The following is a 24,767-nucleotide window of genomic DNA, read 5'->3' on the forward strand; positions in this document are numbered from 1 at the left end:
GCTGCTGCGAAACATCTCGGCGGCCTAAATCTGCCTGCAACGCGATCACGCGATCGAGTGAAGCAAAGTCTCGCGAGCGGACGTCAGATGCAACCGACATGCGCGATCGATCAACGCGATATTGCGACTTTCGAGGGCTTCGATCAGCGCAAGATGTTCCCCGATTGCGACCTCATTGCGCGCGCGTTCATCGCGCTTGTTCCACTGATAGTGATAGTGGAAGACCATGGCTATCACGTCTTGAAAGCTTTCGATAAACCGATTTGGGGCGACTGCCGCGATCAGCCGATGGAATCGGCTGTCCAATTCAGAGAAATCCTGAAACCGGGTGTCGATGTCGGCGAGCAGTTCCAAATGTTCACCCCGCATGGATTGAATCTGCTTCCAGACAGACGCACTGTCGGGCAGGCCAGCGAACAGCCGTGCGGAGCGCATTTCGAACATCTCTCTGATCTCGAACAATTCGAGCGCGAAACTGGCGGTGAACCCTTTGAAGACCCAGCCTGCATTCGGACGCTTCTCGATCAGCCCGTATTTCTGAAATCGATTGAGAAACTCACGGATAATCGTCGTTGCGACCCCGAACTTCCGAGCTAACTCCGTCTCATTTATTTCTGTGCCGGGGCAAGCACCGCCCCGCAGCATCCATTCCATGAAGCTTGTCTCGACCTGTTCCGAAATTGCCAGGGTCTCTTCCTGCGGATAGCGATCGATCTGGGACGGCTGCTCATGTACGATCCGCCTGTGCACGTCAGATATGATGATACCGCGTGCAGACATCCCTGCCAGCACCTTCCGCACCGTTGTCCTGCTCACGCCAAGCTGGGCGCGCAGCGCGTTTTCGGAGGGTAGTTCCTCACCAGGATCGAGCGTTCGGATGATATCGATCATATCATTGAACGCCCTCTTGAAAGTCGTGTTCGTCCTCATGGTGCAACTCCCGGTTTGATTATCTATCCATAAAAAACAAGTTGACGCAGGTATATCGTATGTTTCTTATGTATAAAAAACCGGGGAGGCTAGGGGAATTTGGAAGACTCCAGGATTCTGTCACAGAATTCGTCCCGGCCTGGTGGTTCGCAGGATGCAGCCTTCCATCCGAGACGTTCCGGCATCGCGCTTGGATTGAAGCTATTGAGCCTGGGCCCACTGCTCATCCTCATTATACTCATCGCGGTCGTCAGCTTGGTCACCCCGGCTTTTCTAAAGCCCGTCAACCTGGGAAACATACTGGCGCAGACCGCAGTGATCGCCGTCGTAGCAATGGGCCAGCAGCTCGTCATCCTGACGCGCGGCATCGACCTGTCTGTCGGTTCGAATCTTGCGCTAGCGACAGTCATTGGCGGCCTTGTCTACCAACAGGTTGACTCCTCATTCCTCGTCATTGCGGCCATGCTGCTGGCGGGCGCTGCTGTCGGAGCGGTAAACGGTTTCGTGTTTGTCTATGGCCGGCTGCCGCACCCCTTTATCATTACACTTGCAACCTTGAGCATCTGCCGCGGTCTGGCACTCGAACTGGCGCCCGGCCACACGACCATACGCGGGATGCCCGATGCCGTAACCGCAATCGGTGGCGCTACGACGCTTGGTGTGCCCAACTCCTTTTTTGTCGTCGCGATGTTCGGGGTTCTATTCTTGATCCTGACGAAATCGATGGTCTGTGGCCGATGGATCTATGCGGTCGGCGGCTCGCCGAGCGCCGCGAGAAGCATGGGTATACCGGTGATGGGCGTTCTGCTCTCGACCTACATTGTTTCCGGCTTTTGTGCAGGTGTCGGCGCGGTGCTGCTCGCCGGCCGGACCGGCGCTGCCTCGCCGATCTACGGCAATCTCCTGGAACTCGACACGATCGCTGCCGTGATTATCGGCGGCGCCAGCTTCCTTGGCGGACGAGGCCATCTCGGCCACGCGCTGATCGGCGCCGTGCTGATCGGAGTCATCCGCAATGCGCTGAACCTTCTCGGCGTCGACGTATTCTTTCAAATGATCGCGATCGGGCTCGTCATCGTCGTTGCCGTAGAGGCCGACGTGCTCCGCAACCATCTCGAGGCGCGTGCCCGCGCAATTCAATCGGCGGCAGTGCAATGACCCCCGCATCCACGACACCGGCACTTTCCGTTCGAAACGCCCAGAAGCGCTTCGGCGCAATCCATGCCCTGAAAAATGTGAGCTTTGACGCCTATTCAGGCGAGGTAACTGCTCTCTTGGGTGACAATGGCGCCGGCAAGTCGACGCTCGTCAAATGCATCAGCGGGCTTCATAGTCTCGACGAAGGAGAGATCCTCGTGGATGGTGCTCCAGTATGGCTCCATTCGACGGCAGCGGCCCGCCGCGCCGGTATTGAAACGGTTTACCAGGACCTGGCGCTTTTCGACAATCTGACGCCCGTACAGAATTTCTACTGCGGGCGAGAGATCTCCTTCCCCTCTTGGCTGCCTCGTCCGCTACGCTTTCTCAACACGGGCGCAATGAAGCGGGAAGCATCGAGCGTCATCGATCGCCTGAAGGTCAAGCTGCCGAGGTTCGACGCACCCGTGGCGCTGATGTCGGGGGGACAGCGACAGGCGATCGCGGTCGCGCGCGCCATCGTTTTTGCCCGCAAGCTGGTGATTCTCGACGAACCGACGGCAGCCCTGGGACTTCGAGAGTCTCGCCAGGTTCTTGACCTTATCAATCAGCTCAAGGCCGAGGGCAACGCCGTGATCATTATCACCCACAATATGGAGCATGTCGTCGAGATCGCCGATCGGGCAGTCGTCCTGCGGCAGGGTCGCAAAGTCGGCGAAGTAAAGCCAACGCAAGCGAACAAGCAGGACATCGTCGCGATGATTGTCGGCGCCGAGGCTTAAGGAAATCGCTGCTCCATCGGGGCAGCGGGCAACGGGATCGCCTTGAGGAGGGCGGTCAAAAACTGGGAGGTGTAATCATGAAACCGCATTCCCTGCTGGGAGCCGTCGCGCTCCTAGTCGTCGCTGTCGTTCCGTCCCTGGCGCAGGAGCCAGTGAAGCTCGGCTTTATAACCAAATTCCCTGTACCGTTCTTCGCAACGATGGAGAACGCAGCCAAAGATTATGCCAAGAAAAATCCGGGCGTCGAGATCATCTACGGCCAAGGTACGTCCGCAACCGACATCGAGGGCCAGATCGCGCAGATCGAGTCCATGGTGACACGAGGCGTGCAGGGCATTGCCATCACGCCCGTCGATCCCACAGTGGCCACGGCCCTCGACAAGGCGGTGGCGGCCGGTATCAAGGTCGTGCTGATGGATAACAACATTCCGGATTGGAACGGCAGGACGGCGCTTGCCACGACCAACAACTTCGCCGCCGGCAAGATCGCCGGGGAATATCTCAAGACCGTTCTTCATGCCGGCGACACGCTCGGGATCCTTGAGGGCGTGCCCGGTGTGCCAGCGCTTGATGACCGTGTGAAGGGTATGCTTGAGGGACTAAATGGAGTTGACGTCAAGATCGTCGGGAAAGGCGCAACGAATTGCACCGAGGAACTGGGGATCAGTGTCGCCGAGGATCTGTTGACGAAATACCCGGACCTCAAGGCCATTTATGCCGCTTGCGGCCCGCCCGCTGCTGGCGCGGCGCGCGCAATCAAGAACGCCGGCATTGCCAGTGACAAGATCGTGCTGGTCGGTTTCGACTTTTGCTGCGGCGAAGAGGAAGCGCTGAAGAATGGAATCGAGGATGCGTCGGTGGCGCAGTTTCCCACCAAGATGGCTGAACTCGGTGTGGATGCGCTGGTGAGATCCATCCGCGGGGAGAAGGTCGAGTCTTTGATTGACTCCGGCGCGGCGCTTGTGACGCCCGCGAACATGGCACAATTTGAGTGAACCGTTGCTCCTCAGGGCAACTTCGCAAAGGGCGCATCGCCAGTGGTCGGTGCTGCGCCTATTGGGTCAGGCAAACGGCTCGTCATCCGTCGGGCGAGCCGGCCGTGTGATCGCTCGTAGTGCCGAGACATCGAACAGCCCACTCGGGATGCCGGTGTGGCTGACCATCCAAGTGCCAACCGTCGCGAAACGCCGATCGGCGCGTGCGTCCTAGCGCCGCTGGTTCGGCAGCACCCCGGCGCGTTTGTCGGCTTCGATTGCCGAGATCACGTCCGCATAGGGCTCCTGGCGGGCGACGCTCCAGTAGCGCAGCTCGTCGAGCGGGATATTTTTGCCGGTCATCGCGCAGACGACATAGGAGCCGGGCGAGAGAATCTGGAAATCGCCGTCGAGATAGCGAATCTTCGCCTCGCGGTTTCCGTGCCCTTCGAACAAATTCATGCGCTCCGTTCCCTGCAACCTGTCATCCGTCTGCCATACTCCCGCAAGCACGGCATTGCCAGCTTTTTTAGCTTCTGCCGAAAAGCCGCTCGATATCGCTGAGCTTCAATTCGATATAGGTCGGCCGGCCGTGGTTGCACTGGCCGGAGCCGGGCGTCACTTCCATTTCCCTGAGCAGCGCGTTCATTTCCTCCGGCCGCAGCCGCCGCCCCGAGCGCACCGACCCATGGCAGGCCATCGTGGCCGCCACATATTCGAGCTTGGCCGACAGGCCAGACGCCGTATCCCACTCGGCGATCTCGTCGGCAAGCTGGCGGATGAGGCCATGGGCATCGACCTCGCCGAGCATGGCCGGCGTTTCGCGCACCGCGATCGCTCCCGGGCCGAAACGCTCGATCGCCAGGCCGAGTTCGGAAAACTCTGCCGCATGCAGCATCAGCCGGTCGCAATCCTCCTCCGGAATGTCGACGATCTCCGGGATGAGCAGCACCTGCGAGGCCAGTCGTTTCGAATGCAGCGCCTTGCGCATCGCCTCGAACACCAGCCGCTCATGCGCGGCGTGCTGGTCGACGATGACCAGCCCGTCCTCGGTCTGGGCGACGATGTAGTTGGCGTGGATCTGCGCCCGCGCGGCGCCGAGCGGATAGCGCGCGGCGGGTTCCGGCGCGGCCGGCTGCGGCGCAGACTGCGGCTCGGCGCGCGCCGTCGGCATGGAAAGACCGTCGAAGGCGGCCTGGGGCCGTTCACTGAGCCCGGCGGCCGGCTGGTAGGGCCGGGAGGGCGAAGTCTCGGCCGACCATGGCGCCTGCGGCCGCTGCATATGGTGCTGGAAGCCGGGGCGGAAGGCGCGCAGCATATCGCTCGCCCCGGTCGTCGCCGCCCGGCTGCCGTCGCGCGCCAGGGCCTCACGGATGGCGCCGACGATCAGGCCGCGCACCAGGCCGGGGTCGCGGAAACGCACGTCGGATTTGGCCGGATGCACGTTGACGTCGACGAGGGCCGGATTGAGCGCGATCGACAGCACCGCCACCGGATAACGCCCCGACGGGATGGTCTCGGCATAAGCGCCGCGGATCGCCGAGAGGATCAGCTTGTCCTGCACCGGCCGGCCGTTGACGAAGGCATATTGATGGGCGGAATTGCCGCGATTGAAGGTCGGCACGCCGGCAAAGCCGGTGAGCGCGATATCTTCGCGCACGGCGTCGAGCGCAATGGCGTTGTCGCGGAATTCCTTGCCGAGCACCTGTGCCATGCGCGCCAGATGATCGTCGCCAGTCGCCGGAAATTCCAGTGTCGTCCGGTCCGAGCCCGACAGCACGAAACGCACGGCGGGAAAGGCGATCGCCATGCGTTTGACGATCTCGGTGATGGCCCCGGCCTCGGCCTTTTCCGTCTTCAGGAATTTGAGCCGGGCGGGTGTGGCGAAGAACAGGTCGCGCACTTCGACGATCGTGCCGGGATTGGCGGGGGCCGGCCTCAAATGCACGATTTTGCCGCCGGCAACCGCGATCTCGTGGCCGCCGGCGCTGTCGCGTTTGCGGCTTGCGATACTGAGCCTCGCAACCGAGCCGATCGAAGGCAGCGCCTCGCCACGGAAGCCGAGCGTGCGGATATCGTCGAGCGTGTCTGAAATCTTCGAGGTGCAATGGCGTCTGACCGCCAGTTCGAGATCGGCGGCGTCCATGCCGGAACCGTTGTCGCTGACCCGCAGCAGCGCCTTGCCGCCGCCTGACGTGGCAATCTCGATGCGCGTTGCGCCGGCATCGAGCGCGTTTTCGATCAGTTCCTTGGCAGCGCTTGCAGGCCGTTCGATGACCTCGCCGGCGGCAATCTGGTTGATGAGCGTTTCGGAAAGCTGTCTGATGGCCATGGACTATTTTCGAGGATTCGCGGGCGGGAGGGAAGAGGTTTCCAAACGCTTTATTCAAGCCTTGTGGGCCGGCTCCTCCAATTTGGGGGACGGGTAGTGTTAAGCCGGTTTTAACAGAAAAATGGCATTTCTATTCATATACCTCCGGAAGCTGCGAAAATCGAACAGATGTGGGACGCAAGAGAATGAGTGCCGGCTTCGAAAAGGCGGACACGTCATTGAAAATCGACGGGACTTCCGCCGAGGCCGATCTGCAGACGGCGCTTTTCGATGTGGTGTGCGACAGCCTTTCGGCGGCTTTCATCATCTACGACAAGAACGATCATCTGATCTTCGCAAGCCGCCAGATCCTTGATTTCTTCCCCTTGCCGTCCGAGATGCTGAAGCCCGGCACCCGGCTGCGCGACTTCCTGGGGGCGATCTACGATACCGGCGTTCGCCAGCAATATGATATCAGGCAGGGCGGCTCGCTGAGCCGCGAGGACTGGCTGTCGCAGAAGATCGCCTCGCATTGGCGCGAGCGCTTCGAATCCGTCGAGCGCCACGGCGCCGACAGCTGGGTCCGCTTCGTCAAGCGCCGGCTGCCGGGCGGTTACGGCGTCACCATCATCTCGGACATCTCCGAGGACAAGAAGCGCGAGGAACAGTGGCGCTCGGACTTGGAAAGGGTGCAACTCACCGAAGACATTCTCGACAATCTGCCGTTCCCGCTTTTCGTCAAGGATCGCAACCTTACCTATGTCGCGGTGAACCTCGCCTTTTGCGAGAAGTACCAGACAAGCGCCGACGAGGTGCTGGGGCGCAAGAGCGGTGATCTCTTCTCACCCGAGATTGCCAAGCGCTTCGAAGAAAGCGATCGTCACGTGCTCGAAACCGGCGAGATGTCGATCTCCCGCCAGCGGCAGATCTCCCGCGACGGCATCGAGCGCGACATCATCAGCCGCAAGCACCGCATCGGCAAGCCCGGCCGCTATTTCCTGGTGTCCACCACGCAGGACCTGCCGCGCGAGGGCGCCGATCTCGAGGAGTTTGATCGCGCTTCGGCGATCACCACTTCTGCCAACCAGAGCTACCGCCGCGCCTATGTGCCGTTGCCGAGCGCGGTGGAGCGCCGCGAGCCGGCGGCGATGGAAGCGATCGTCCCTGAGAATTTTTCCGGCCGCAAGATCCTCGTCGTCACCGCCGACCTGGCCGCCGAGACCGCCGCTCTGCGGACGCTGTCGAAATATGGTTTCGAATCCTGCTCGGTGCGCGGCGAGGATGAAGAGGAGCGGTTCCTGGAAATCGCGACCTCCTCCGGCATTTCGCTCGATCTTCTGATCATCGACAATCAGATGGGCATGCGCTGCCTGGAGCTTTCCGAGCAATACGGCATCCCGTCGCTTGTCATGGACGGTTTCCAGCTCGCCAACGAGCTCACCTTCCAAATCGCTCGCCATTTCAATCGCAACAGCCGCAGTGCGGCCGGCGCCGATGCGGATTGGGAAATCAGCACTTCTGACGACGTGGTCGGCCTGCAGGTTCTCGTCGCCGAAGACAACGATATCAACCAGATCGTGTTTTCACAGATCCTCGAGGGCCTTGGTTATCGCCACATGATCGCCGCGACCGGCGACGAGGTCGTGCGCCTCTGGGCCGAACACCGGCCGCAGGTGGTGCTGATGGACATTTCGCTGCCGGGCTTCAACGGCTTCGAGGCCGCGCGCCTGATCCGCCAGATGGAGGAAGCCGGCGGCGCAGCCCGCACCCCGATTATCGGTGTGCTCACGCAGGCCTTCGAGCGCGATCGCGCCGAATGCGTCAATTCAGGCATGGACGACGTCATCATGAAACCCGTCAGCCCCGATATGCTCGAGACAATATTTCAGAAATACCTGGTGGAAGATGCTGCGCGGGTTCGAGCGAGTGGATGATACCGGAAACCTGCGGCGCGTGTCGTCAACTCCCCGATTTTGGGGCGAATCAGGCTGCCGACGCTGCTGATTCACTAGCGAATTGTTAAGAAATCCCGGTCATTCTTTGCCCGGCTGCGGAGGAAAGCTCGGGTTTGGATGATGAAATCGGCGGAAACGGCTTCCTTGACCGTGAGTCATAATGAGCTTCAAGCGATGGCCTATACCGATCCGCTGACCGGATTGGGAAACCGCAATCGCATGCGCGACAAGGTCCTGCAGATCTCCGCCGAGCGCGCCAGCGATCCGGCCCCATTCACCATCGGCATCGCCAATCTTGACAGCTTCAAGCCGATCAACGATCTCTTTGGCTCCTCGGCCGGCGACGAGATCCTCTGCCAGGTTGCCCATCGGCTCAGGGCCTGCATTCCGGACGGCGCGCTGGTCACACGCCACGATGGCGACGAATTCGCCTTCGTGCTGCCGTTGATTTTCGAGCGGGCGAGCGCCGAGAAGTTCGGCCAGATGATCCGCGAGGTGCTGTCGGCACCCTATGATCTCGGCGACCGCAACGTCCGCCTCTCCGCCTCCTTCGGCTTTGCCATCTACCCCTTCGCCGGCGAGGACTGCGAAGAACTGCTAAAGAGCGCCGACACCGCCCTCTATCGCTCCAAGCGCCGGGGTCGCGGCCAGATCACCGTCTATTCGCGTGAAATCGCCCAGGAGATGAAGCGCGCGACGCAGCTGGAGCAGGCGCTCAGAAACGCCATCATCTCCGACGCGATCGACGTTCATTTCCAGCCGATCGTCTCGCTCGCCAACAATCAGGTCGTCGGCTTCGAGGCGCTCGCACGCTGGAACGACCCTGATCTCGGCTTCGTTTCGCCCGGCGTCTTCGTGCCGCTCGCCGAAGAGCGCGGCTTCATCGACGCTCTGTCGGAGGCGCTGCTGCGCAAGGCCGCCGAAGCAGCCTTGTCCTGGCCGCGCGAACTCTTCCTGTCGTTCAATCTCTCCTCGGCTCAGCTGATGGATCCCGGCACGAGCGGCAGCATCCTGTCGATCCTCGGCCGGGTCGGCTTCGATCCGCATCGCCTGGAACTGGAAATCACAGAGACTGCGGTGATGGGCTCGGCCGATACCGCCCACCGCATCATCGCCGATCTGCGCGCCGCCGGGGTTCGCATCTCGCTCGACGATTTCGGCACCGGCCAGTCGAGCCTCGGACGTCTGCGCGACTTCATCTTCGACAAGATCAAGATCGACCGCGCCTTCGTCTCGCGTATCAATTCCGACCGCGCCTCCGAACACATCATCAAGGCGATCCTTTCCATGTGCGAAGGCCTGGAGCTGGAGGTCGTGGCCGAAGGCATCGAGGATTATGCCGAGGCAGTGAAACTGCGCACGCTCGGCTGCGGCATGGGCCAGGGCTATCATTTCGGCCGCCCGGCCGATGGCATCGCCACGCTGCGCTTCCTGCACGAGAACTATTACGATACGCCACTCGTCGAGCGCGTCAGCGCATAGCAATTCCAGCAAAAGTGCGCCGCGGTTTTGCGTCCGGAATTGCGTGAGACAAAGTCAATTCCAGCAAAAGTGCGCCGCGGTTTTGCGTCCGGAATTGCGAGACAAAAGCTAATTCCAGCAAAAGTGCAGAGCGGTTGTACGTCCGGGCTTGCATATAACAACGACGGCGCCCCTAGGAGCGCCGTCGTTTACGCTATACTACCACGCGCGGTTTACTTAGGCGTGGTCGAGCCGGTTGCCGTCGTATCGGTACCGGTTGCGGCCGGGGCCTTCTCTGCAGACTGCATTGCCAGCGTCTTGAACTCAGGTGCGGCCTTCAGCGATTCAGCTGTTTCGCTGGTCGTCAGCTTGACGCTGCCGTCCTGGGTGTTCTGGGCGATGGTAATCTTTTCCATCGGGACGGCGACGTTCTTTTCGCCGATGCCGAGGAAGCCGCCGACGCCGACGATCGCAGCAACAATGCCGCCGTCCTTCTTCATGATCAGGTCGTTGACGCTGCCGATGCTTTCATTGTTGGCGTTATAGACCGACTGGCCGATATAGGTGTTGGCGCTGACCTGGTCCGCGGCCTGCTCCGTCAGATAGCCGGCCTGGGCGGTGTCCGTGCTCGGTGCTGGCGCCGGAGCCTGTGCAGCATCCCCTGCGGGCTTGGTGACATCAGGGGTTACCGGCTTGGGCGCAGCCGGATCGGCCGGCGCTGCCTGGGTGGGAGCGGCGGGATCGGCAGGCTGCGGCGCCGTCTGCGAGAATGCCGCCGGTGCGAAAGCCGTGGCAAACAGCGCGCCAGCGGCAACGGTCGTCAAAAGTTTGCGTGTCATTTCGAACCTACTTTCATTTGCCTAGAGTGATCGCTGACCCGGCAATAGGTGATCCTTGCCGCGCCGGTTCGAAAGGAAAATGAGTGGTGCGCCGATTGGTTCCGGTTGAAAACACGGAAAATTTCTCGATTCTCACGGAACTTTTATTGACGGACGGCCGCCGAACGAAAAAGACGCCCCGCGCGGGAGCGCCTTGAATGGCGGCCGGTCAGACGCCGTCTTTCAGATCACATAGACGGGATCGAACACCCCCTTGACCTGGATGCCGAGTTCCAGAAGCGCCCCGGCGCTCGGCTGGGCCGAACGGGCGTCCTCGTCAAGCCCTTCCCAGGCGGTCGTCACCGCCAGCCGGTCGGCATTGGCGCCGATGAAGGCCGGGCAAGAGGGCTGGACGGCGGGAACCTTGTAGCGCGAGATGCGCAAGCCATCGGGATTGTAACGATCGACGACGCCGGCCCCCCAGCGGGCATTCCAGATATAGCCGTCGGCATCGACCACCGAGCCGTCGATGTCGCCGGGCTCGTTCATGCTGTCGACGAGCACGATCGGCTCGCCCGAGGGCAGGCCGGTCTGCGGATCGACCATGACGCGCATCAGCCGGTTGATGCGGGAATCCGTGTAGTAGCCGATCGTGCCATCCGGGGAAAAGCAGATCGAATTCGGAATGCTGATGCCGTTGAAGATCTTGGTCACCTTGCCGCCGGCGACATGATAGATGGCGCCAGCCTGGTTCTCCGCCCGCTTGCTCATCGTGCCGATCCAGAGCGCGCCCGAGGGATGGGTACGGCCGTCATTCGAGCGGTTTTCCGGCCGGTCGTTTTCGAGCGCGGCATAGAAGGTGAGGTTGCCGCCTGCCACGTCGCGCACGAAAAGCCCTTCCTCCGTCGCGATCAGCTGCCGTCCGGCGTCGATGCGGGCCAGCACGCTGGCCATGACAGGCAGCGAATGAACCTTCTTTTCCCCGCTCGCGAGCTTGAGCTCGTGCAATTCCTTGCCGAGGATGTTGAACCACCAGACCGTATTGCTGTCCGGATCATAGGTCGGCCCCTCGCCGAGGACGGAATTGGTGTTGCAAAGGGTCTTGCCTTCGAACTCGTAAATGTCGGTCATACGCTCACGCTCCCATGGCTGCATCATAGGCGTAAATGGTCGCCTTGGCGCGCTCGGCAACCTCTGCCGCGGTCATTCCGGGCTTGTAAAGGCTGGTGCCGAGGCCGAAGGCTGAGATGCCAGCCCTGGTGTAATCGGCGAAATTCTTGTCCGATACGCCGCCGACGGCGGCAATCGTCAGCTCCGGCGGCAGAATCGCCCGGATCGCCGTGATGCCGGACGGACCAAGCACGCTGGCCGGAAAGAATTTGAGACCGGTGGCGCCGGCGCGCGCAGCCGCCAGCGCTTCGGTCGGTGTAAAGACGCCGGGCATCGTCACCATGCCGTGGTCGCGCGCCCGGGTGATCACCTCCGGCTCGACATTGGGCGTCACCAGCAGCTTGCCGCCGGCTGCATTCAGGCTGTCGACCGCCTCGACCGTCAGCACCGTGCCGGCGCCGATCAGCACCCCGGCCGGCGCCATTTTCGCGGCAATCTCGATCGATTTGAACGGCTCCGGCGAATTGAGCGGGATTTCGATCGCCGTCAGGCCGTTTTCAATCAGGGTGCCGACGACGCTTTCGGTCTCGTCGGGCCGGATGCCGCGCAGGATGGCGATCAACGGACGCTGCATGTCGGGGAAGGGGATGCGGTTCATCATGTCAGCTTTCTCAATTCGGCCAGATGGCTTCGGCGGCTGCCGATAGGCCGCGGCGCACGGCCGCGTCGGCGTCGATGGCGGTGAAGGCAAGCGAGAGGGTGTCGAAGGCCTGTTCGTAGAGCGCCTGCAGCCGGCCGGAGGCGACGAGGGTGATATTCGTGCCGTTGGCGGCATCCTGCAGTGCGCCGGCGATTTCGAGGCCGATCAGCGTGCCGGACAGCCGGGCTTGCGCGGCAGCGGCGGAGATCCCGTGCAGGAGCTGGCCGGAGCGGGCGGTAAACAGGAGGTTGGTCGCAAGAGCCGGCCGGGCGAAAGCGGCCGATACCGCCGCCTCGAAGGCTGCCGCATCTGCCGGCTGCTCCTCCGCACCGGCAACCGCATGCGACAGGATCGTATGTTTGCTGATCGCGTCGAAGAGTTCGCCGGTCATGAAAGTGGAAAAGCCGGTGACCTTGCTGTCCGACACATGCACCCATTTCGAATGCGTGCCGGGCATGCAGACCGCCTGGGCGCCGATGCCTGTGCTGCCGAGCGCGCCGAGAAGCTGGGTTTCCTCGCCGCGCATGACGTCGGGCGTCGCCGTCTGCCGTTGGGCAAGGCCCGGCAGGATGCGGACGTCCCGGCTCTCCCCGGGCACGCGGACCGCCGCGGTGAGGATGGCGGTGAGCGGCGCGGGCACGTCGATATAACCGGCTTCGACCCAGCCCTGCCTTGCGCCGGCCATGCCGCAGACGATCACCGGCAGGCTTTCCGGCGCTTCGACAGCGGCGAGATGGCCGGATAGTACGGTGGAAAAGCCGGTCTTTGCCGCGCTCGTCATGCCGTCGCCGCTGCGGCGTTCGGCAAGGACGCTTCCATCCCTGCCGATCAGCCAGAGCCGGAAGCTGCTGGTGCCCCAGTCCACTGCGACATAAGCGGGATTGGCCATCACAAAACGCCTCCATCGACGATCAGGGACTGGGCGGTCATCGCTGCGGCGCAGTCGGATGCAAGAAACAGGCAGGGACCGACGATCGCATCGGCCTTGAGCGCAACTTTCAGGCATTGCTGCTCGACCGAGCGCGCAATGCTTTCCTCGGTGAGCCAGAGCTGCATCTGCCGTTCGGTGACGACCATGCCGGGCAGGATGCAGTTGACCCGGATATTCTCCGGCCCGAGCCTGCCAGCCATGCTCTTCGTCAGCCCGACGATCGCCGCCTTCGCCGCCGCGTAGGCGGGAAAGCCGCCCATGTTCAGCTTGAAGGCGATCGAAGACATGTTGACGATCGCCCCGCCGCCGGCCGTCCGCATCGACGGCGCCACCGCCTGCGAGGTGAAGAACACGTGCCGCAGATTGATCGCCTGATTGTTGTCCCAATAGGCCTCGGTGACCGCGTCGAATTCGTGCCGGTCGTCCCAGGCGGCATTGTTGACGAGCACGCGGATCGGCCCGGACGTCGCAAGGACGGTATCGACCGTGCGCCGAATCGCCTCGATGTCGCGCAGATCGGCATGGTAGAAGAGGACCGGGTGCGCCGTTTCCCGCGACAGGCGTTCGGCGAGTTCCCTGCCGGCCGTCTCGGCAATGTCGATGAACGAGACCTTGGCGTTCTGACGCGCAAAACCTTCGACGATCGCCGCGCCGATGCCCGAGCCGCCGCCGGTCACCAGTACGGCGCGATCCCTGAACTCGGGAAATTGTGCTGCCACTGCGTTCACCGTCTCCTCCGGATACTGTGACTGTTCCATTATTTGGAACTTAATTTGATTATGTGGAATTATCGGATTAGGCTGGCCTTTCTGTCAAGGGCGCTCCCTTTCAAAGACGGACCGATTGAATGGCACGTGGACGATGATTTCCAGCGACGGCATGGCACAGGCACGCGAGACTGGTACCCTCGGCAAACTGATGGTTCTGCTCGATCTCGTAACCCATGCGGATACGCCGTTGCGCTTCACCGATATCCTGGCGCTTGCCGGCCAGCCGCGCGGCACGCTGCATCGCCAGCTCAGCCACCTGGTGGAGGAGGGGCTGCTCGAACTCGATGGCGACGGGCGTTATGCGCCCGGTCTGCGCCTGCTCGATTTTGCCGCGCGCAGCTGGGCGCGCAATGAATTCCGCCTGATTGCCGAACCGCACCTGGCCGACCTCCAGCGGACGACCGGTGAGACGGTGCATCTCGGCGTGCTCCGGGGGCATTCGATCATCTATCTCGACAAGGTGGAAGGTCGCCAGCCGGTGCGCATGTATTCGCAGATCGGCAATGCCTCGCCCTGCTACTGCACCGGCGTCGGCAAAGCCGCCCTGTCGCTGCTGTCGGCCGAAAGCCTTGCCGCGCTCCTCGCCGGCCTGAGCTTTACCCGGTTTACCGCCGCGACCCATGTTTCGGTTGAAACGCTGCTTGCTGAGATCGGTGAAATTGCCGAGCAGGGCTACGCCTTCGACCGTGAAGAGCATGAGGCCGGCATCCGCTGTGTCGCCGCCCCCCTCTGGTCGGAGGATCGAACCTTCATCGGCGGCATTTCGATTACCGGCCCGGCCTATCGATTGTCGATGGAACTTCTGCACCAGTGGGCCGTTCCGGTTCAGCTGACGGCCGGAAAGATCATGGAAGGCATGCGCATTCGCCTGGGTCCGCGCCGCTGACCGAAAAATCACCCTCCGCCCGTTGCTGGACGCGATCGCAGAGCATGCTTATGATGAGCCCGATATTGAGATTTGCCGACGAATCACGACACCCTGGAATGGTCCGCGAAATCGATACGCATTCATCGGTCGAAGGCTGCACGCCGACGCCGATTCCATTTGATCCACCAGCGATCGTCATTCCCTGATGCAATCGAACCGGCCGCGAGGCTGGATCGCAAACGATTTGCCGGCCACTGCGCCGAAGATGAAGAAACGTGATGGCACCCTTGGCGCAAACATCGATGGAAGAAGGCGGCTATGTTCAGGAAATCGCGGGACTGAAGACCCAGTTCGATATTTTCCGCTTCATGAAACGCGTGACGGAAACCTATCGCAGCCGCGCCTTCATGGTTCTCAACCTGCCGCCGGTCACCTCGCTGGATCTTCAGGGCAGCACCGTTATCACCAGCTGGCCGGCGGAGCTTCTGGCGCTCTACGATCAGGAAGGGCTGCTGGTGAACAGCCCGGTTCTGAGGCGCCTGCGCACATCGACGTGCCCGTTCTTCTACGACATGTCGCGGCAGAGCTGGTCGCGCGACGACGGCAAGTCTGCGCTCGTCACCGGGCTGTTCGAGCGTTTCAGGATGACGCGCTGCGCCTACTTCCCGACGCATGAGCCCTCCGGCCAGCGCGGCGCCGTCTCCTTCGCCGGCGACCGCGAACCCTTCAGCCCGACCGAGATGCGCGAGCTTTGCTATATCGCCATCCATGTCTTCGACAGACTTGCCGAGATCCGCAACCTCGATAACCGCATGACCGACACGCTGACGGATCGCGAGATCGATTGCCTCAATTGGACGGCGGCCGGCAAGACGAGTGCCGAGATTGCCGAAATCCTGGCGCTCTCCGAGCATACGGTCAATCATTACCTCAACCGCGCCACCAAGAAGCTCGACACGGTCAACCGCACCCAGGCGGTCGCCAAGGCGCTGCGCATCGGCCTGATCAAATAAGTTGCAAAGATGGCGGCGTGCTGTCACCGGCCGCTCAGCGCTTAGGCAGATCTAGGGGCTGCCCGGCTTTTCCACGCGCTTTTCCCGATTTTTTCATCTGGCACGCTTTCTGCATCTCTTCCACCAGAGGTCCAGAGGGGACTTTGTGACCAGCGCCAGGAAATGGCGCGGCCGACACACCGCTGCCCACGCCGATGCCGCTTGTCTCCCGGCCTTCGGCGTCGGCGGCGGTTGTTGCCTTTTGGCACCGCTTCTTTCGCAGCCGTTCACGATTTCCTCTCCGGGGGCACTTTTTTCTGGCCTTTTTTTCGGCTTGCGCTAGTTCGCCCCGCATTGCGCCGGTGCTCGGGGAGAGACCGTTGCGGCCATCAGGGCGAAAGCCCGGCGGACTTGATGGCCGCAACGGATTTGCGAATCCCCCGCCGGCGCTTTTCAAAGCCGGCAAATCGGTTCTCTCCCGATGATTTCGTTTGGCGAAGACGCGTGCCTCCACTATCTCTACCGCATGTTTTTAGCCTTGGCCGGAATCGCCCAAGGCTAAAATCATGCGGCAATTTAAGATGCTACGGCGTCCTTTGCGCGTCTTGAAGGCGCGCGGCACCGTAGTCTGCGAGAAGAAGCAGTGAGGGTGGAATGACCGACGTCACCAAAGAACAGGTTCTCGAAACGCTGAAGACCGTGCGTGGACCGGATCTCGAACACGATATCGTTGCGCTTGGCATGGTCTCCGATGTCTTCATTTCCGACGGCAAGGTCTATTTCTCCATCACCGTTCCGGCCGAGCGCGCCAACGAGCTGGAGCCGATGCGGCTCGCCGCCGAGCGCGTCATCAAGGAGATCCCCGGCGTCAAGGGTGCGCTCGTCACGCTGACCGCGGATAAGAAGGCGGCCGCCGCGCCGGCTGCCCGCCCCGCGCCGAGCCCACCCCACGGCCATCCCGACCACGATCACCGGCATCACGCGCATGCGCCGCAGCAACAGCAGCCCCGTACCGGCAAGATCGGCGTGCCCGGCATCGGCGCCATCATTGCCGTCGCCTCCGGCAAGGGCGGGGTCGGCAAGTCCACCACTGCCGTCAACCTGGCGCTCGGCCTGCTCGCCAACGGTCTTCGTGTCGGCATTCTCGATGCCGATATCTACGGCCCCTCGATGCCGCGGCTCTTGAAGATATCCGGCCGCCCGACGCAGATCGACGGCCGCATCATCAACCCGATGGAGAACTACGGCCTTAAGGTCATGTCGATGGGCTTCCTTGTCGACGAGGAGACGGCGATGATCTGGCGCGGGCCGATGGTCCAGTCGGCACTGATGCAGATGCTGCGCGAAGTTGCCTGGGGTGAGCTCGATGTCCTCGTCGTCGACATGCCGCCCGGCACCGGCGACGCGCAGCTGACCATGGCCCAGCAGGTGCCGCTTGCCGGCGCCGTCATCGTCTCGACGCCGCAGGATCTCGCCCTGATCGATGCCCGCAAGGGCCTGAACATGTTCCGCAAGGTCGAGGTGCCGGTTCTCGGCATCGTCGAGAATATGAGCTATTTCATCGCCCCGGACACCGGCACCCGCTACGATATCTTCGGCCATGGCGGCGCCCGCAGGGAGGCCGAGCGCATCGGCGTGCCCTTCCTCGGCGAAGTGCCGCTGACGATGAACATCCGTGAAACCTCCGACGCCGGCACGCCGCTCGTTGCCTCCGATCCGAACGGCATCGTCGCCGGCATCTATCGCGGCATCGCCGCCAAGGTATGGGACCAGCTCGGCGGCCAGACGCAGCGCCCAGCGCCGGCAATCGTTTTCGAATAGGCAGCGAATCGCCGTGGCCAATACCCCAAATTGTGGGGGAAACGTGGTGAAAAGCCGCGCTTCACGCAAGATGTCTTGATTATTTCACGGCTTTGCTTCATATGCCGCGGCGCCATGATGGCGTTGCTGCAGATGCTCAATGACGGCCGGCTTCGTTTCGAAGCTATCGGCTCGCCTGCAAGATCGAAGGATTGGTAACTGCGATGCGGTGGAGCACAATGCGCATGCCGGCTTTCGAGGCCGGATGCAGCCGGAGTTGTATGAACTTTCTTGATCCGCCTCCGTTTGGACCTGGAACGAACCACCCTCGCATTGCCGCGATGGCGGACGCATGGAAGGGCCTTCGATGAAGATGGCGATGGCCACGAAGTGTCGTGAGCATCGGAGACGCTGCCGGTGATCACCGCTTACCATTCCGATTGCAAATCGGTCGAGATCCGCGATCTGACCCATCCCGCATCCTTTCCCGAGGATGTCGTCTGGATCGACATGATCGAGCCGAGCCGCGACGAGGAGCTTTATGTCGAGAAGGTGCTCGGCATCGAGGTGCCGACCCGCGAGGACCTCAAGGACATCGAACCCTCCGCCCGTCTCTATATCGAAAACGATGCGGTCTTCATGACGGCCTCGCTCGTCTGGAAGGCGGATACCGACGCGCCGACCCTGACCGATGTCGCCTTCATCCTGGCCGGCAACCGCCTGGTCACCATCCGTTACGCCCACCCCAAATCCTTCGCGCTGTTCATCGCCGCCCTTCACCGGCTGCCGGAAAACTGGCGCAGCGGCGCGGCCCTTCTTGCCAAGCTCTTGGAAACGATCGTCGATAGGACCGCCGAAGTCCTCGAAACCTCCGTCTCCCGCATCGACATCTTGTCGACGCACGTCTTCGGCGACCGGGCGAAAAAGGTGCGCAAGCCTTCGAACTTCCTCGAGGAAAAGCTGCGCGACATTGCCGGTCATCACCGCATGATCAGCAAGCTGCGCGACAGTCTCGGCTCGCTTTCGCGGCTGCTGACCTTCTTCCACACGATCCCGGCGATCCAGCAGGACCGCGAGGCGAAGGAGCTCTGCCGCACCGTCTCGCGCGATATCCAGTCGCTGTCGGAGCATGCCTCCTTCGTCGCCGCCAACGTCACCTTCCTGCTCGACGCCTCGCTCGGCCTCATCAACATCGAGCAGAACTCGATCATCAAGATTTTCTCGATCGCCTCGGTCGTGTTCCTGCCGCCGACATTGGTCGCCTCCATCTACGGCATGAATTTTCAGTTCATGCCGGAGCTGGCATGGACGGCGGGTTATCCCTATTCGCTGGCTTTGATGGTGCTGTCGGCCATCATCCCCTTCTTCTTTTTCCGCTGGAAAGGCTGGCTCTGAGGAGCCTGGTGAAATTTCATGTCCGAAGTGAGCCACCCGCCCGAACGCCATATGACGCCGCGCAAGCTGTTCTATCTCGGGCTCGGTTCCGTCGGTGTCGTCTACGGCGATATCGGCACGAGCCCGCTCTACGCTTTTCGCGAGGCGCTGAAGCCCGTCGCCCATGACGGCGTCACCCGTTTCGAGATCATCAGCCTGATCTCGCTGATGATCTGGGCGCTGACCATCATCGTCACCATCAAATACGTTCTCTTCCTGCTGCGCGCCGATAACGACGGGGAGGGTGGGACGCTGTCGCTGCTCGCCCTGCTGATGAAGACCGCCAACGGTCACACCGCCCTGCTGATGCTGCTTGGGCTGATGGGCGCCGCTCTGTTCCTCGGCGATGCGATGATCACGCCGGCCCTTTCCGTGCTGTCGGCCGTCGAGGGGCTGAAGCTCGTCACCCCCAGCCTTGCGGAATATATCGTGCCGATCTCGGTGGTGATCCTGGCGCTGCTCTTCGTCGTGCAGTCGCGCGGCACCGGCGCCGTTGCGAAGTTCTTCGGTCCGATCACCGCCGTCTGGTTCCTTGTCATGGCCGCCGCCGGCATCTCCCACATTTCGGACGATTTCGGCATCCTCGCCGCCTTCAATCCCTATTATGCCGTCAGCTTCCTGCTGCATGAGGGCTTTTACGGCGTCGTCGTGCTCGGTGCCGTCTTCCTGACGGTGACCGGCGCCGAGGCGCTTTACGCCGACCTCGGCCATTTCGGCCGCCGTCCGATCCAGTGGGCCTGGTTCCTGCTGGTCTTTCCGGCGCTGACGCTGAATTATCTCGGGCAGGGTGCGCTCGTTCTCGGTAATCCGATGACGATGTCCGACCCCTTCTATCTGATGTATCCGCAATGGGCGCTGCTGCCGGTCGTCATCCTTGCGACCGCCGCGACGATCATCGCCAGCCAGGCCGTCATAACCGGCGCCTTTTCGCTGGTGCGCCAAGGCATCAACCTCGGCTTCCTGCCACGCATGGAAATCCTCTTCACCTCCGAAACCAATACGGGACAGATCTTCGTGCCCTCGGTCAACGCCGTGCTGTTCTTCGGCGTCATCTTCCTGGTGCTGAGCTTTAAGACCTCGGACGCGTTGGCGACCGCCTATGGCATCTCGGTTACTGGCGCCATGGTCGTCACGTCGATCATGGCCTTTGAATTTGTCCGCGCCCGCTGGAACTGGTCGCTGCCAGTCGCCATCATGGCGCTCGCGCCGCTCGTCGTGCTCGAAATGATCTTCCTCGGCGCCAACCTTTTGAAGATCCACGACGGCGGTTATATCCCGATCCTGATTGCCACCGCCTTCACCGTCGTCATGTGGACCTGGCGCCGCGGCACTGCGATCCTGATGGAAAAGACCCGCCACACCGATATTCCTCTTGCCTCCTTCGTCAGTTCCATCGAGCGCAAGAGCGAGCATTCGCCGGCGCAGGTTCCGGGCACGGCGATCTTCCTGACCAGCGATCCGGAATCGGCCCCCGCCGCGCTGCTGCACAATCTCAAGCACAACCACGTGCTGCACGACCGCAACGTCATCCTGACGATCCGCACGGTCAACAAGCCGCGTGTGCCGAGCCACGACCGCTACAAGGTCGAGCAGATCTCCGAGCGGTTCTCCCGGGTCGAGCTGCTATTCGGCTTCATGGAATCGCAGAACGTCTCGCAGGCCCTGGCGACCTTGCGCAAGACAGGCCTGAAGTTCGACATCATGTCGACCTCATTCTATCTCGGCCGCCGCAAGCTGGTGCCGGATGCGAAGTCGGGTATGCCCTATTGGCAGGACCGGCTCTACATCGCGCTTGCCAACGCCGCCGCCAATCCCTCGGATTACTTCCGCCTGCCGGCCAACCGCGTGGTCGAGCTGGGATCGCACGTTATCATTTAATTGGGCAAAGACCCCGCCGCAAATCCTTCCCCACAAGGGGAGGGGCTTAACCTGTTGCTCCGACGCTTTCCATTTCACCGTTTCATCCGCAGAAAGGCTGATGTTTGTGGCGGGCGGATGCTGCGAGTTAGTCCCGCCGGTTGTGGGGAGTCTTTCGCAAGGCTGCAAACAACCTCACCTCGCGAAATATCTCCTCATTAGAATATCCAAAAATTCTCATGGTCACTTTCCGGCACAGGCTGTTAACCAGACATCAAGGTTAATGCGGGATTTTCGATGGAATGTTCCCGCGTTCCATGCCCGGAGTTCGTGTTGCGTCGAAAGAGCCCTTCCCGTAGCAAGCTGCGTCTTTTTCCCGAGAACTGGGTATCGCCGGTCGTCTTCGGCGCCGCCGCCTGGCTGATCTTCCCGAGCGTTGCGTCTCACGCCGATCTCGCCACCATGCTCACCGGCCTCGATCGTGAGGGCGGGAGCTGGCGCATGGTGTTGACCAATTCCCCGGCCGGCTCCATCCATCAGGCCGAACTCACCTTCGCCCAGCCGATGGTGACGGGTTCTGTTTCCGCCGGTGCCGGCATGGTGCTGCCGGATGGCCGCAAGGTCGCCTTCACCGCGAAAGACAAGGGGCATCAGGGCACGCCGGACGAGGACCGCGTCAACCGCTCCCTGAAGAAGGGCCGCGTCGTCGCGGTCGAGAGAATGCTGCCGCCGAAGGATTTTTCGGCCGGGTCCATCCTCGAGCGCACGAAGATGCTCTTCACGCCGAACTTCGATCTCAAGGACAGGTCGGCCTTCGTCAAGCCGAAGATCCAGGGCAAGGAAATCGAGATCGCCACCTCTTTCTATAGGAAGCAGCCGGTGATGCCGGTTGCGGGCGTGCCGACATTGCTTGCAGGCCTCGTCACCAGCAACAAGGCCGATGTGCTGGCCACCGCCTATGCGCCCGCCGCGCCGGACTATGCCCGCCAGTCGCCCTTCGATTCGATCCTGACTGAGCCGGACAGCGGCCGCTTCGTCCCGGAGATCGGCCCGCGCGACCATGCCTGGGCTGCCAGCGTGCTGGCGCCGAGCGTCTTTTCCGCGCGCGAACAGCAGTGCCTTGCCTCGGGCATCTATTTCGAGGCGCGCGGGGAATCGGTGAAGGGCCAGGCGGCCGTCGCGCAGGTTATCCTCAACCGCGTCCGCAACCCCGCCTATCCCAAGACCATCTGCGGCGTCGTCTATCAGAACGAGGATTGGCGCAATCGCTGCCAGTTTTCCTTCGCCTGCGACGCCATCAAGGATCGGGTGAACTCGGAATATCACTGGCGGGTCGCCCGCGACGTGGCGATGGCAGTGACAGCGGGCAGGATCTGGCTGCCGCAGGTGGGCTCGGCGACGCACTACCACGCCGTCTATGTCCGCCCGAATTGGGCAAAGACCATGGAAAAGGTCGGCCGCATCGGTCTTCATGTTTTCTATCGCACCTATGGCGGCGGCTGGAGCTGAGAGAAACCGTGCGAGCCCAGGCCGATTTTCCGCCGGGAAAAGCGGATTCTTTCCATCGATTTTGCGCGATCGGCTGAAAATCAATCTATCTGATTGATTTAACACATTTATTTTCTGGCTGGACAGAAACTGCCCATGCCTTGACTATACCAATCCCTAAAACTATGTTGCGCGCGACTTCAGAACGGGCCGGAAGGTTCTCAACCGCCGCGTCCGTGGTCCGAATGACCGGGGTAGCGGGAGTGCGGGCGACGGGCAGGCGAGGAGAGATCCATGGCGGACAACCGCGAGGAAAGTCTTGAGAAGCGCCGTGCGCAGCTGGGAGCGGAACTCGCCACCAAGCGCGCTGAGGCGGGAGTGGAACGCGCAAGCGAGGCCCAAGCCGAGGTAAGCCGCAAAGGTTATGCCCAGGCCATGAAGCTTTCCAGCGAGTTCATTGCCGCAATCATCGTCGGTGCTGTCCTTGGCTACGTCCTCGACCGTTTTGTTGGCACGGCGCCTTGGGGGTTGATTGTTCTTCTGCTTCTCGGATTCTGTGCCGGCGTTCTGAACGTGTTGCGTTCGGCGGGGGTGGTTGCCCATCCCCTCGGCGACAAGGACGACAAGAAATAAGGACCGGTCCCGGTCCAGTGCAATGACCCCGCGTCCTGCGGGCCAAAGAGAGAGAACAAGCGGTGTCCAACGATCCGACTCATCAGTTCCAGATCTTCAAGATTGTGCCGATCGAAATCGGCGGGATTGATTTCTCGTTCACCAATGCATCGCTCTTCATGGCCGCTTCGGCTGCCGCTGCCGTAGGCTTCCTCTATTTCGCGACCTCGAACCGCGCCATCGTGCCGGGCCGCTCGCAGTCGGTTGCGGAAATGTCCTATGAATTCATCGCCAACATGCTGAAGGAAGGCGCGGGCAAGCAGGGAATGAAATTCTTCCCGCTGGTCTTCTCACTCTTCATGTTCGTGCTGACGGCGAACCTGCTCGGCATGTTCCCGTATTTCTTCACGGTTACCAGCCAGATCATCGTCACCTTCGCGCTGGCGATCCTCGTTATCGGCACGGTTCTCGTCTACGGTTTCTACAAGCACGGCTTCCACTTCCTGAATGTCTTCGTTCCCTCGGGCGTGCCGGGCGTTCTGCTGCCGCTTGTTGTCGCGATCGAAGTCATCTCCTTCCTGTCCCGTCCGATTTCGCTCTCCGTTCGTCTTTTCGCCAACATGCTCGCCGGTCACATCACGCTGAAGGTGTTCGCAGGCTTCGTCGCCTCGCTTGGAGCCCTCGGTGCAGTCGGTGTCGGCGGCGCCGTTCTTCCCCTCATCATGACCGTCGCCCTGACCGGTCTCGAGTTCCTCGTCGCCTTCCTTCAGGCTTACGTCTTCGCGGTGCTGACTTGCATGTACCTCAACGACGCAATCCATCCGGGCGGGCACTAAGGATAACGACAACGACGTCTCCAGGGCGTCAGTCATTCGCCGCAACAACCATTTCAAAGGAGTTCAACATGGAAGCGGAAGCAGCAAAGTTCATCGGTGCAGGCCTGGCTTGCTTTGGTATGGCCGGTACGGCTCTCGGCCTCGGCAATATCTTCGGCAGCTACCTCTCCGGCGCTCTGCGCAATCCGTCTGCCGCCGACAGCCAGTTCGGCCGTCTGGTATTCGGCTTCGCCGTTACGGAAGCTCTGGGCATCTTCTCGCTGCTCGTCGCTCTCCTCCTCCTCTTCGCCGTCTGATATCGGCGAATAGATGGATCACGGCCTGCTGAGCGCATGCCGTGATCCTTTGCATTTGCAGTCCACCTGGAGGTGAGCATGTTTTTTGTGACCCCGGCTTACGCTGAAGAAGCACCGGCGGCAGCGACTGGCACGGATGCGCATGCCGCTCCGGCCGCAGGCGAGGTCCATACCGAGACCGGCGTTGCCGAAGGCGAGCACGCCCGCGGCCCGTTCCCGCCCTTCGATTCGACGACCTACGCGTCCCAGCTGCTCTGGCTGGTGATCACGTTCGGCGTCTTTTACCTCCTTATGCAAAAGGTCATCGCGCCGCGCATCGGGGCCATCCTCGACCAGCGCCACACGCGCATCTCCCAGGATCTGGAAGAAGCAGGCCGCCTGAAGGCTGAAGCCGACGCCGCCGTCGAGACCTATGAAGGCGAACTGGCCGCTGCCCGCGCCAAGTCGCATGCGATCGGCTCCGCCGCGCGCGATGCCGCCAAGGCCAAGGCTGAAGTGGATCGCCGCGCCGTTGAGGCCAGCCTGTCGGAAAAGATAAAGGCTGCCGAAGCCCGTATTGCCGATATCAAGGCGAAGGCTTTCGCCGATGTCGGCACCATTGCCGAGGAAACGGCGGCCGCCGTTGTCGAACAGCTGATCGGCGGTACCGCTGCTCAGGCAGACGTCGCCGCCGCCGTCGCGGCCGCCAAGAAGGAGGCTTGATCG

The 24,767-nt window shown here is 61.9% G+C and carries 23 protein-coding genes; 15 read left to right on the forward strand and 8 right to left on the reverse strand.

All coding sequences use genetic code 11. From position 1 onward, the window contains the following. Positions 1-45 precede the first annotated feature (45 nt). Positions 46-930, reverse strand: a complete 885-nt coding sequence (locus J0663_RS12940; RefSeq protein WP_207240723.1) for a GntR family transcriptional regulator — start codon at positions 928-930, stop codon at positions 46-48. A 99-nt stretch (positions 931-1,029) separates the two neighbouring features. On the opposite strand from J0663_RS12940, the gene J0663_RS12945 reads away from it, so the two are divergent. From J0663_RS12945 to J0663_RS12955, 3 genes are all read left to right on the forward strand, one after another. After that, complete coding sequence (locus J0663_RS12945) at positions 1,030-2,088, forward strand: ABC transporter permease (protein ID WP_207240724.1); 1,059 nt, start codon at positions 1,030-1,032, stop codon at positions 2,086-2,088. Next, positions 2,085-2,849, forward strand: a complete 765-nt coding sequence (locus J0663_RS12950; RefSeq protein WP_207240725.1) for an ATP-binding cassette domain-containing protein — start codon at positions 2,085-2,087, stop codon at positions 2,847-2,849. Before J0663_RS12945 ends, J0663_RS12950 begins: the two co-directional genes overlap by 4 nt. Positions 2,850-2,926: 77 nt before the next feature. Next, positions 2,927-3,844 carry a sugar ABC transporter substrate-binding protein gene (locus tag J0663_RS12955; RefSeq protein ID WP_207240726.1) on the forward strand — a complete coding sequence of 306 codons (918 nt, stop codon included), beginning with the start codon at positions 2,927-2,929 and terminating at the stop codon, positions 3,842-3,844. A gap of 210 nt (positions 3,845-4,054) precedes the next feature. On the opposite strand, the gene J0663_RS12960 is transcribed toward J0663_RS12955, so the two are convergent. Next, entirely contained in the window at positions 4,055-4,285 is a 231-nt protein-coding gene (locus J0663_RS12960) for a DUF2093 domain-containing protein (RefSeq protein WP_010010632.1), read from the reverse strand. A 67-nt stretch (positions 4,286-4,352) separates the two neighbouring features. Beyond that, positions 4,353-6,155 carry a DNA mismatch repair endonuclease MutL gene (gene mutL / locus J0663_RS12965; RefSeq protein WP_207240727.1) on the reverse strand — a complete coding sequence of 601 codons (1,803 nt, stop codon included), beginning with the start codon at positions 6,153-6,155 and terminating at the stop codon, positions 4,353-4,355. Between the two features lie 185 nt (positions 6,156-6,340). On the opposite strand from mutL, the gene J0663_RS12970 reads away from it, so the two are divergent. Together J0663_RS12970 and J0663_RS12975 are read left to right on the forward strand one after the other, a co-directional pair. After that, on the forward strand, positions 6,341-8,068 hold the full coding sequence (locus J0663_RS12970; RefSeq protein ID WP_207240728.1) for a response regulator: 1,728 nt from the start codon (positions 6,341-6,343) through the stop codon (positions 8,066-8,068). Positions 8,069-8,206: 138 nt separating this feature from the next. Then, on the forward strand, positions 8,207-9,571 hold the full coding sequence (locus J0663_RS12975) for a putative bifunctional diguanylate cyclase/phosphodiesterase (RefSeq protein ID WP_207240729.1): 1,365 nt from the start codon (positions 8,207-8,209) through the stop codon (positions 9,569-9,571). A 212-nt stretch (positions 9,572-9,783) separates the two neighbouring features. On the opposite strand, the gene J0663_RS12980 is transcribed toward J0663_RS12975, so the two are convergent. The 5 genes from J0663_RS12980 to J0663_RS13000 form a co-directional block, all read right to left on the reverse strand. Then, positions 9,784-10,389: a PRC-barrel domain-containing protein gene (locus J0663_RS12980; RefSeq protein ID WP_207240730.1), complete on the reverse strand. Its 606-nt coding sequence runs from the start codon at positions 10,387-10,389 to the stop codon at positions 9,784-9,786. 222 nt (positions 10,390-10,611) lie between these two features. Then, on the reverse strand, positions 10,612-11,499 hold the full coding sequence (locus tag J0663_RS12985) for an SMP-30/gluconolactonase/LRE family protein (RefSeq protein ID WP_207240731.1): 888 nt from the start codon (positions 11,497-11,499) through the stop codon (positions 10,612-10,614). A 4-nt stretch (positions 11,500-11,503) separates the two neighbouring features. Continuing rightward, a complete protein-coding gene (locus tag J0663_RS12990; RefSeq protein WP_207244496.1) occupies positions 11,504-12,136 on the reverse strand; it encodes a 2-dehydro-3-deoxy-6-phosphogalactonate aldolase in 633 nt (210 codons plus the stop codon). A 13-nt stretch (positions 12,137-12,149) separates the two neighbouring features. Then, a complete protein-coding gene (locus tag J0663_RS12995) occupies positions 12,150-13,067 on the reverse strand; it encodes a 2-dehydro-3-deoxygalactonokinase (protein WP_207240732.1) in 918 nt (305 codons plus the stop codon). After that, positions 13,067-13,867 (reverse strand): SDR family NAD(P)-dependent oxidoreductase, encoded by an 801-nt coding sequence (locus J0663_RS13000; protein WP_207240733.1) that lies wholly within the window; start codon positions 13,865-13,867, stop codon positions 13,067-13,069. Before J0663_RS13000 ends, J0663_RS12995 begins: the two co-directional genes overlap by 1 nt. A 103-nt stretch (positions 13,868-13,970) precedes the next feature. Here J0663_RS13000 and J0663_RS13005 point away from each other — a divergent pair, with 103 nt between their 5' ends. From J0663_RS13005 to J0663_RS13050, 10 genes are all read left to right on the forward strand, one after another. Then, entirely contained in the window at positions 13,971-14,765 is a 795-nt protein-coding gene (locus J0663_RS13005; protein WP_207244497.1) for an IclR family transcriptional regulator, read from the forward strand. A 260-nt stretch (positions 14,766-15,025) separates the two neighbouring features. After that, positions 15,026-15,760, forward strand: a complete 735-nt coding sequence (locus J0663_RS13010; protein WP_207240734.1) for a LuxR family transcriptional regulator — start codon at positions 15,026-15,028, stop codon at positions 15,758-15,760. A 633-nt stretch (positions 15,761-16,393) separates the two neighbouring features. Next, positions 16,394-17,560 (forward strand): Mrp/NBP35 family ATP-binding protein, encoded by a 1,167-nt coding sequence (locus J0663_RS13015; protein ID WP_207240735.1) that lies wholly within the window; start codon positions 16,394-16,396, stop codon positions 17,558-17,560. A gap of 396 nt (positions 17,561-17,956) precedes the next feature. Further along, positions 17,957-18,934, forward strand: a complete 978-nt coding sequence (locus J0663_RS13020; RefSeq protein WP_207240736.1) for a magnesium transporter CorA family protein — start codon at positions 17,957-17,959, stop codon at positions 18,932-18,934. 18 nt (positions 18,935-18,952) lie between these two features. Continuing rightward, positions 18,953-20,851, forward strand: coding sequence for a potassium transporter Kup (locus J0663_RS13025; RefSeq protein ID WP_207240737.1), 1,899 nt, complete (start codon positions 18,953-18,955; stop codon positions 20,849-20,851). A 276-nt stretch (positions 20,852-21,127) separates the two neighbouring features. After that, entirely contained in the window at positions 21,128-22,339 is a 1,212-nt protein-coding gene (locus tag J0663_RS13030) for a cell wall hydrolase (protein WP_207240738.1), read from the forward strand. Between the two features lie 273 nt (positions 22,340-22,612). Further along, positions 22,613-22,951: an AtpZ/AtpI family protein gene (locus tag J0663_RS13035; RefSeq protein WP_207240739.1), complete on the forward strand. Its 339-nt coding sequence runs from the start codon at positions 22,613-22,615 to the stop codon at positions 22,949-22,951. Positions 22,952-23,013: 62 nt separating this feature from the next. After that, positions 23,014-23,766, forward strand: coding sequence for a F0F1 ATP synthase subunit A (locus J0663_RS13040; protein ID WP_207240740.1), 753 nt, complete (start codon positions 23,014-23,016; stop codon positions 23,764-23,766). Between the two features lie 68 nt (positions 23,767-23,834). After that, entirely contained in the window at positions 23,835-24,062 is a 228-nt protein-coding gene (locus J0663_RS13045; protein ID WP_003588243.1) for a F0F1 ATP synthase subunit C, read from the forward strand. A 78-nt stretch (positions 24,063-24,140) separates the two neighbouring features. Then, entirely contained in the window at positions 24,141-24,764 is a 624-nt protein-coding gene (locus J0663_RS13050) for a F0F1 ATP synthase subunit B (protein WP_207240741.1), read from the forward strand. Positions 24,765-24,767 lie beyond the last annotated feature (3 nt).

The organism is Rhizobium lentis, assembly GCF_017352135.1.
GTDB lineage: Bacteria > Pseudomonadota > Alphaproteobacteria > Rhizobiales > Rhizobiaceae > Rhizobium > Rhizobium lentis.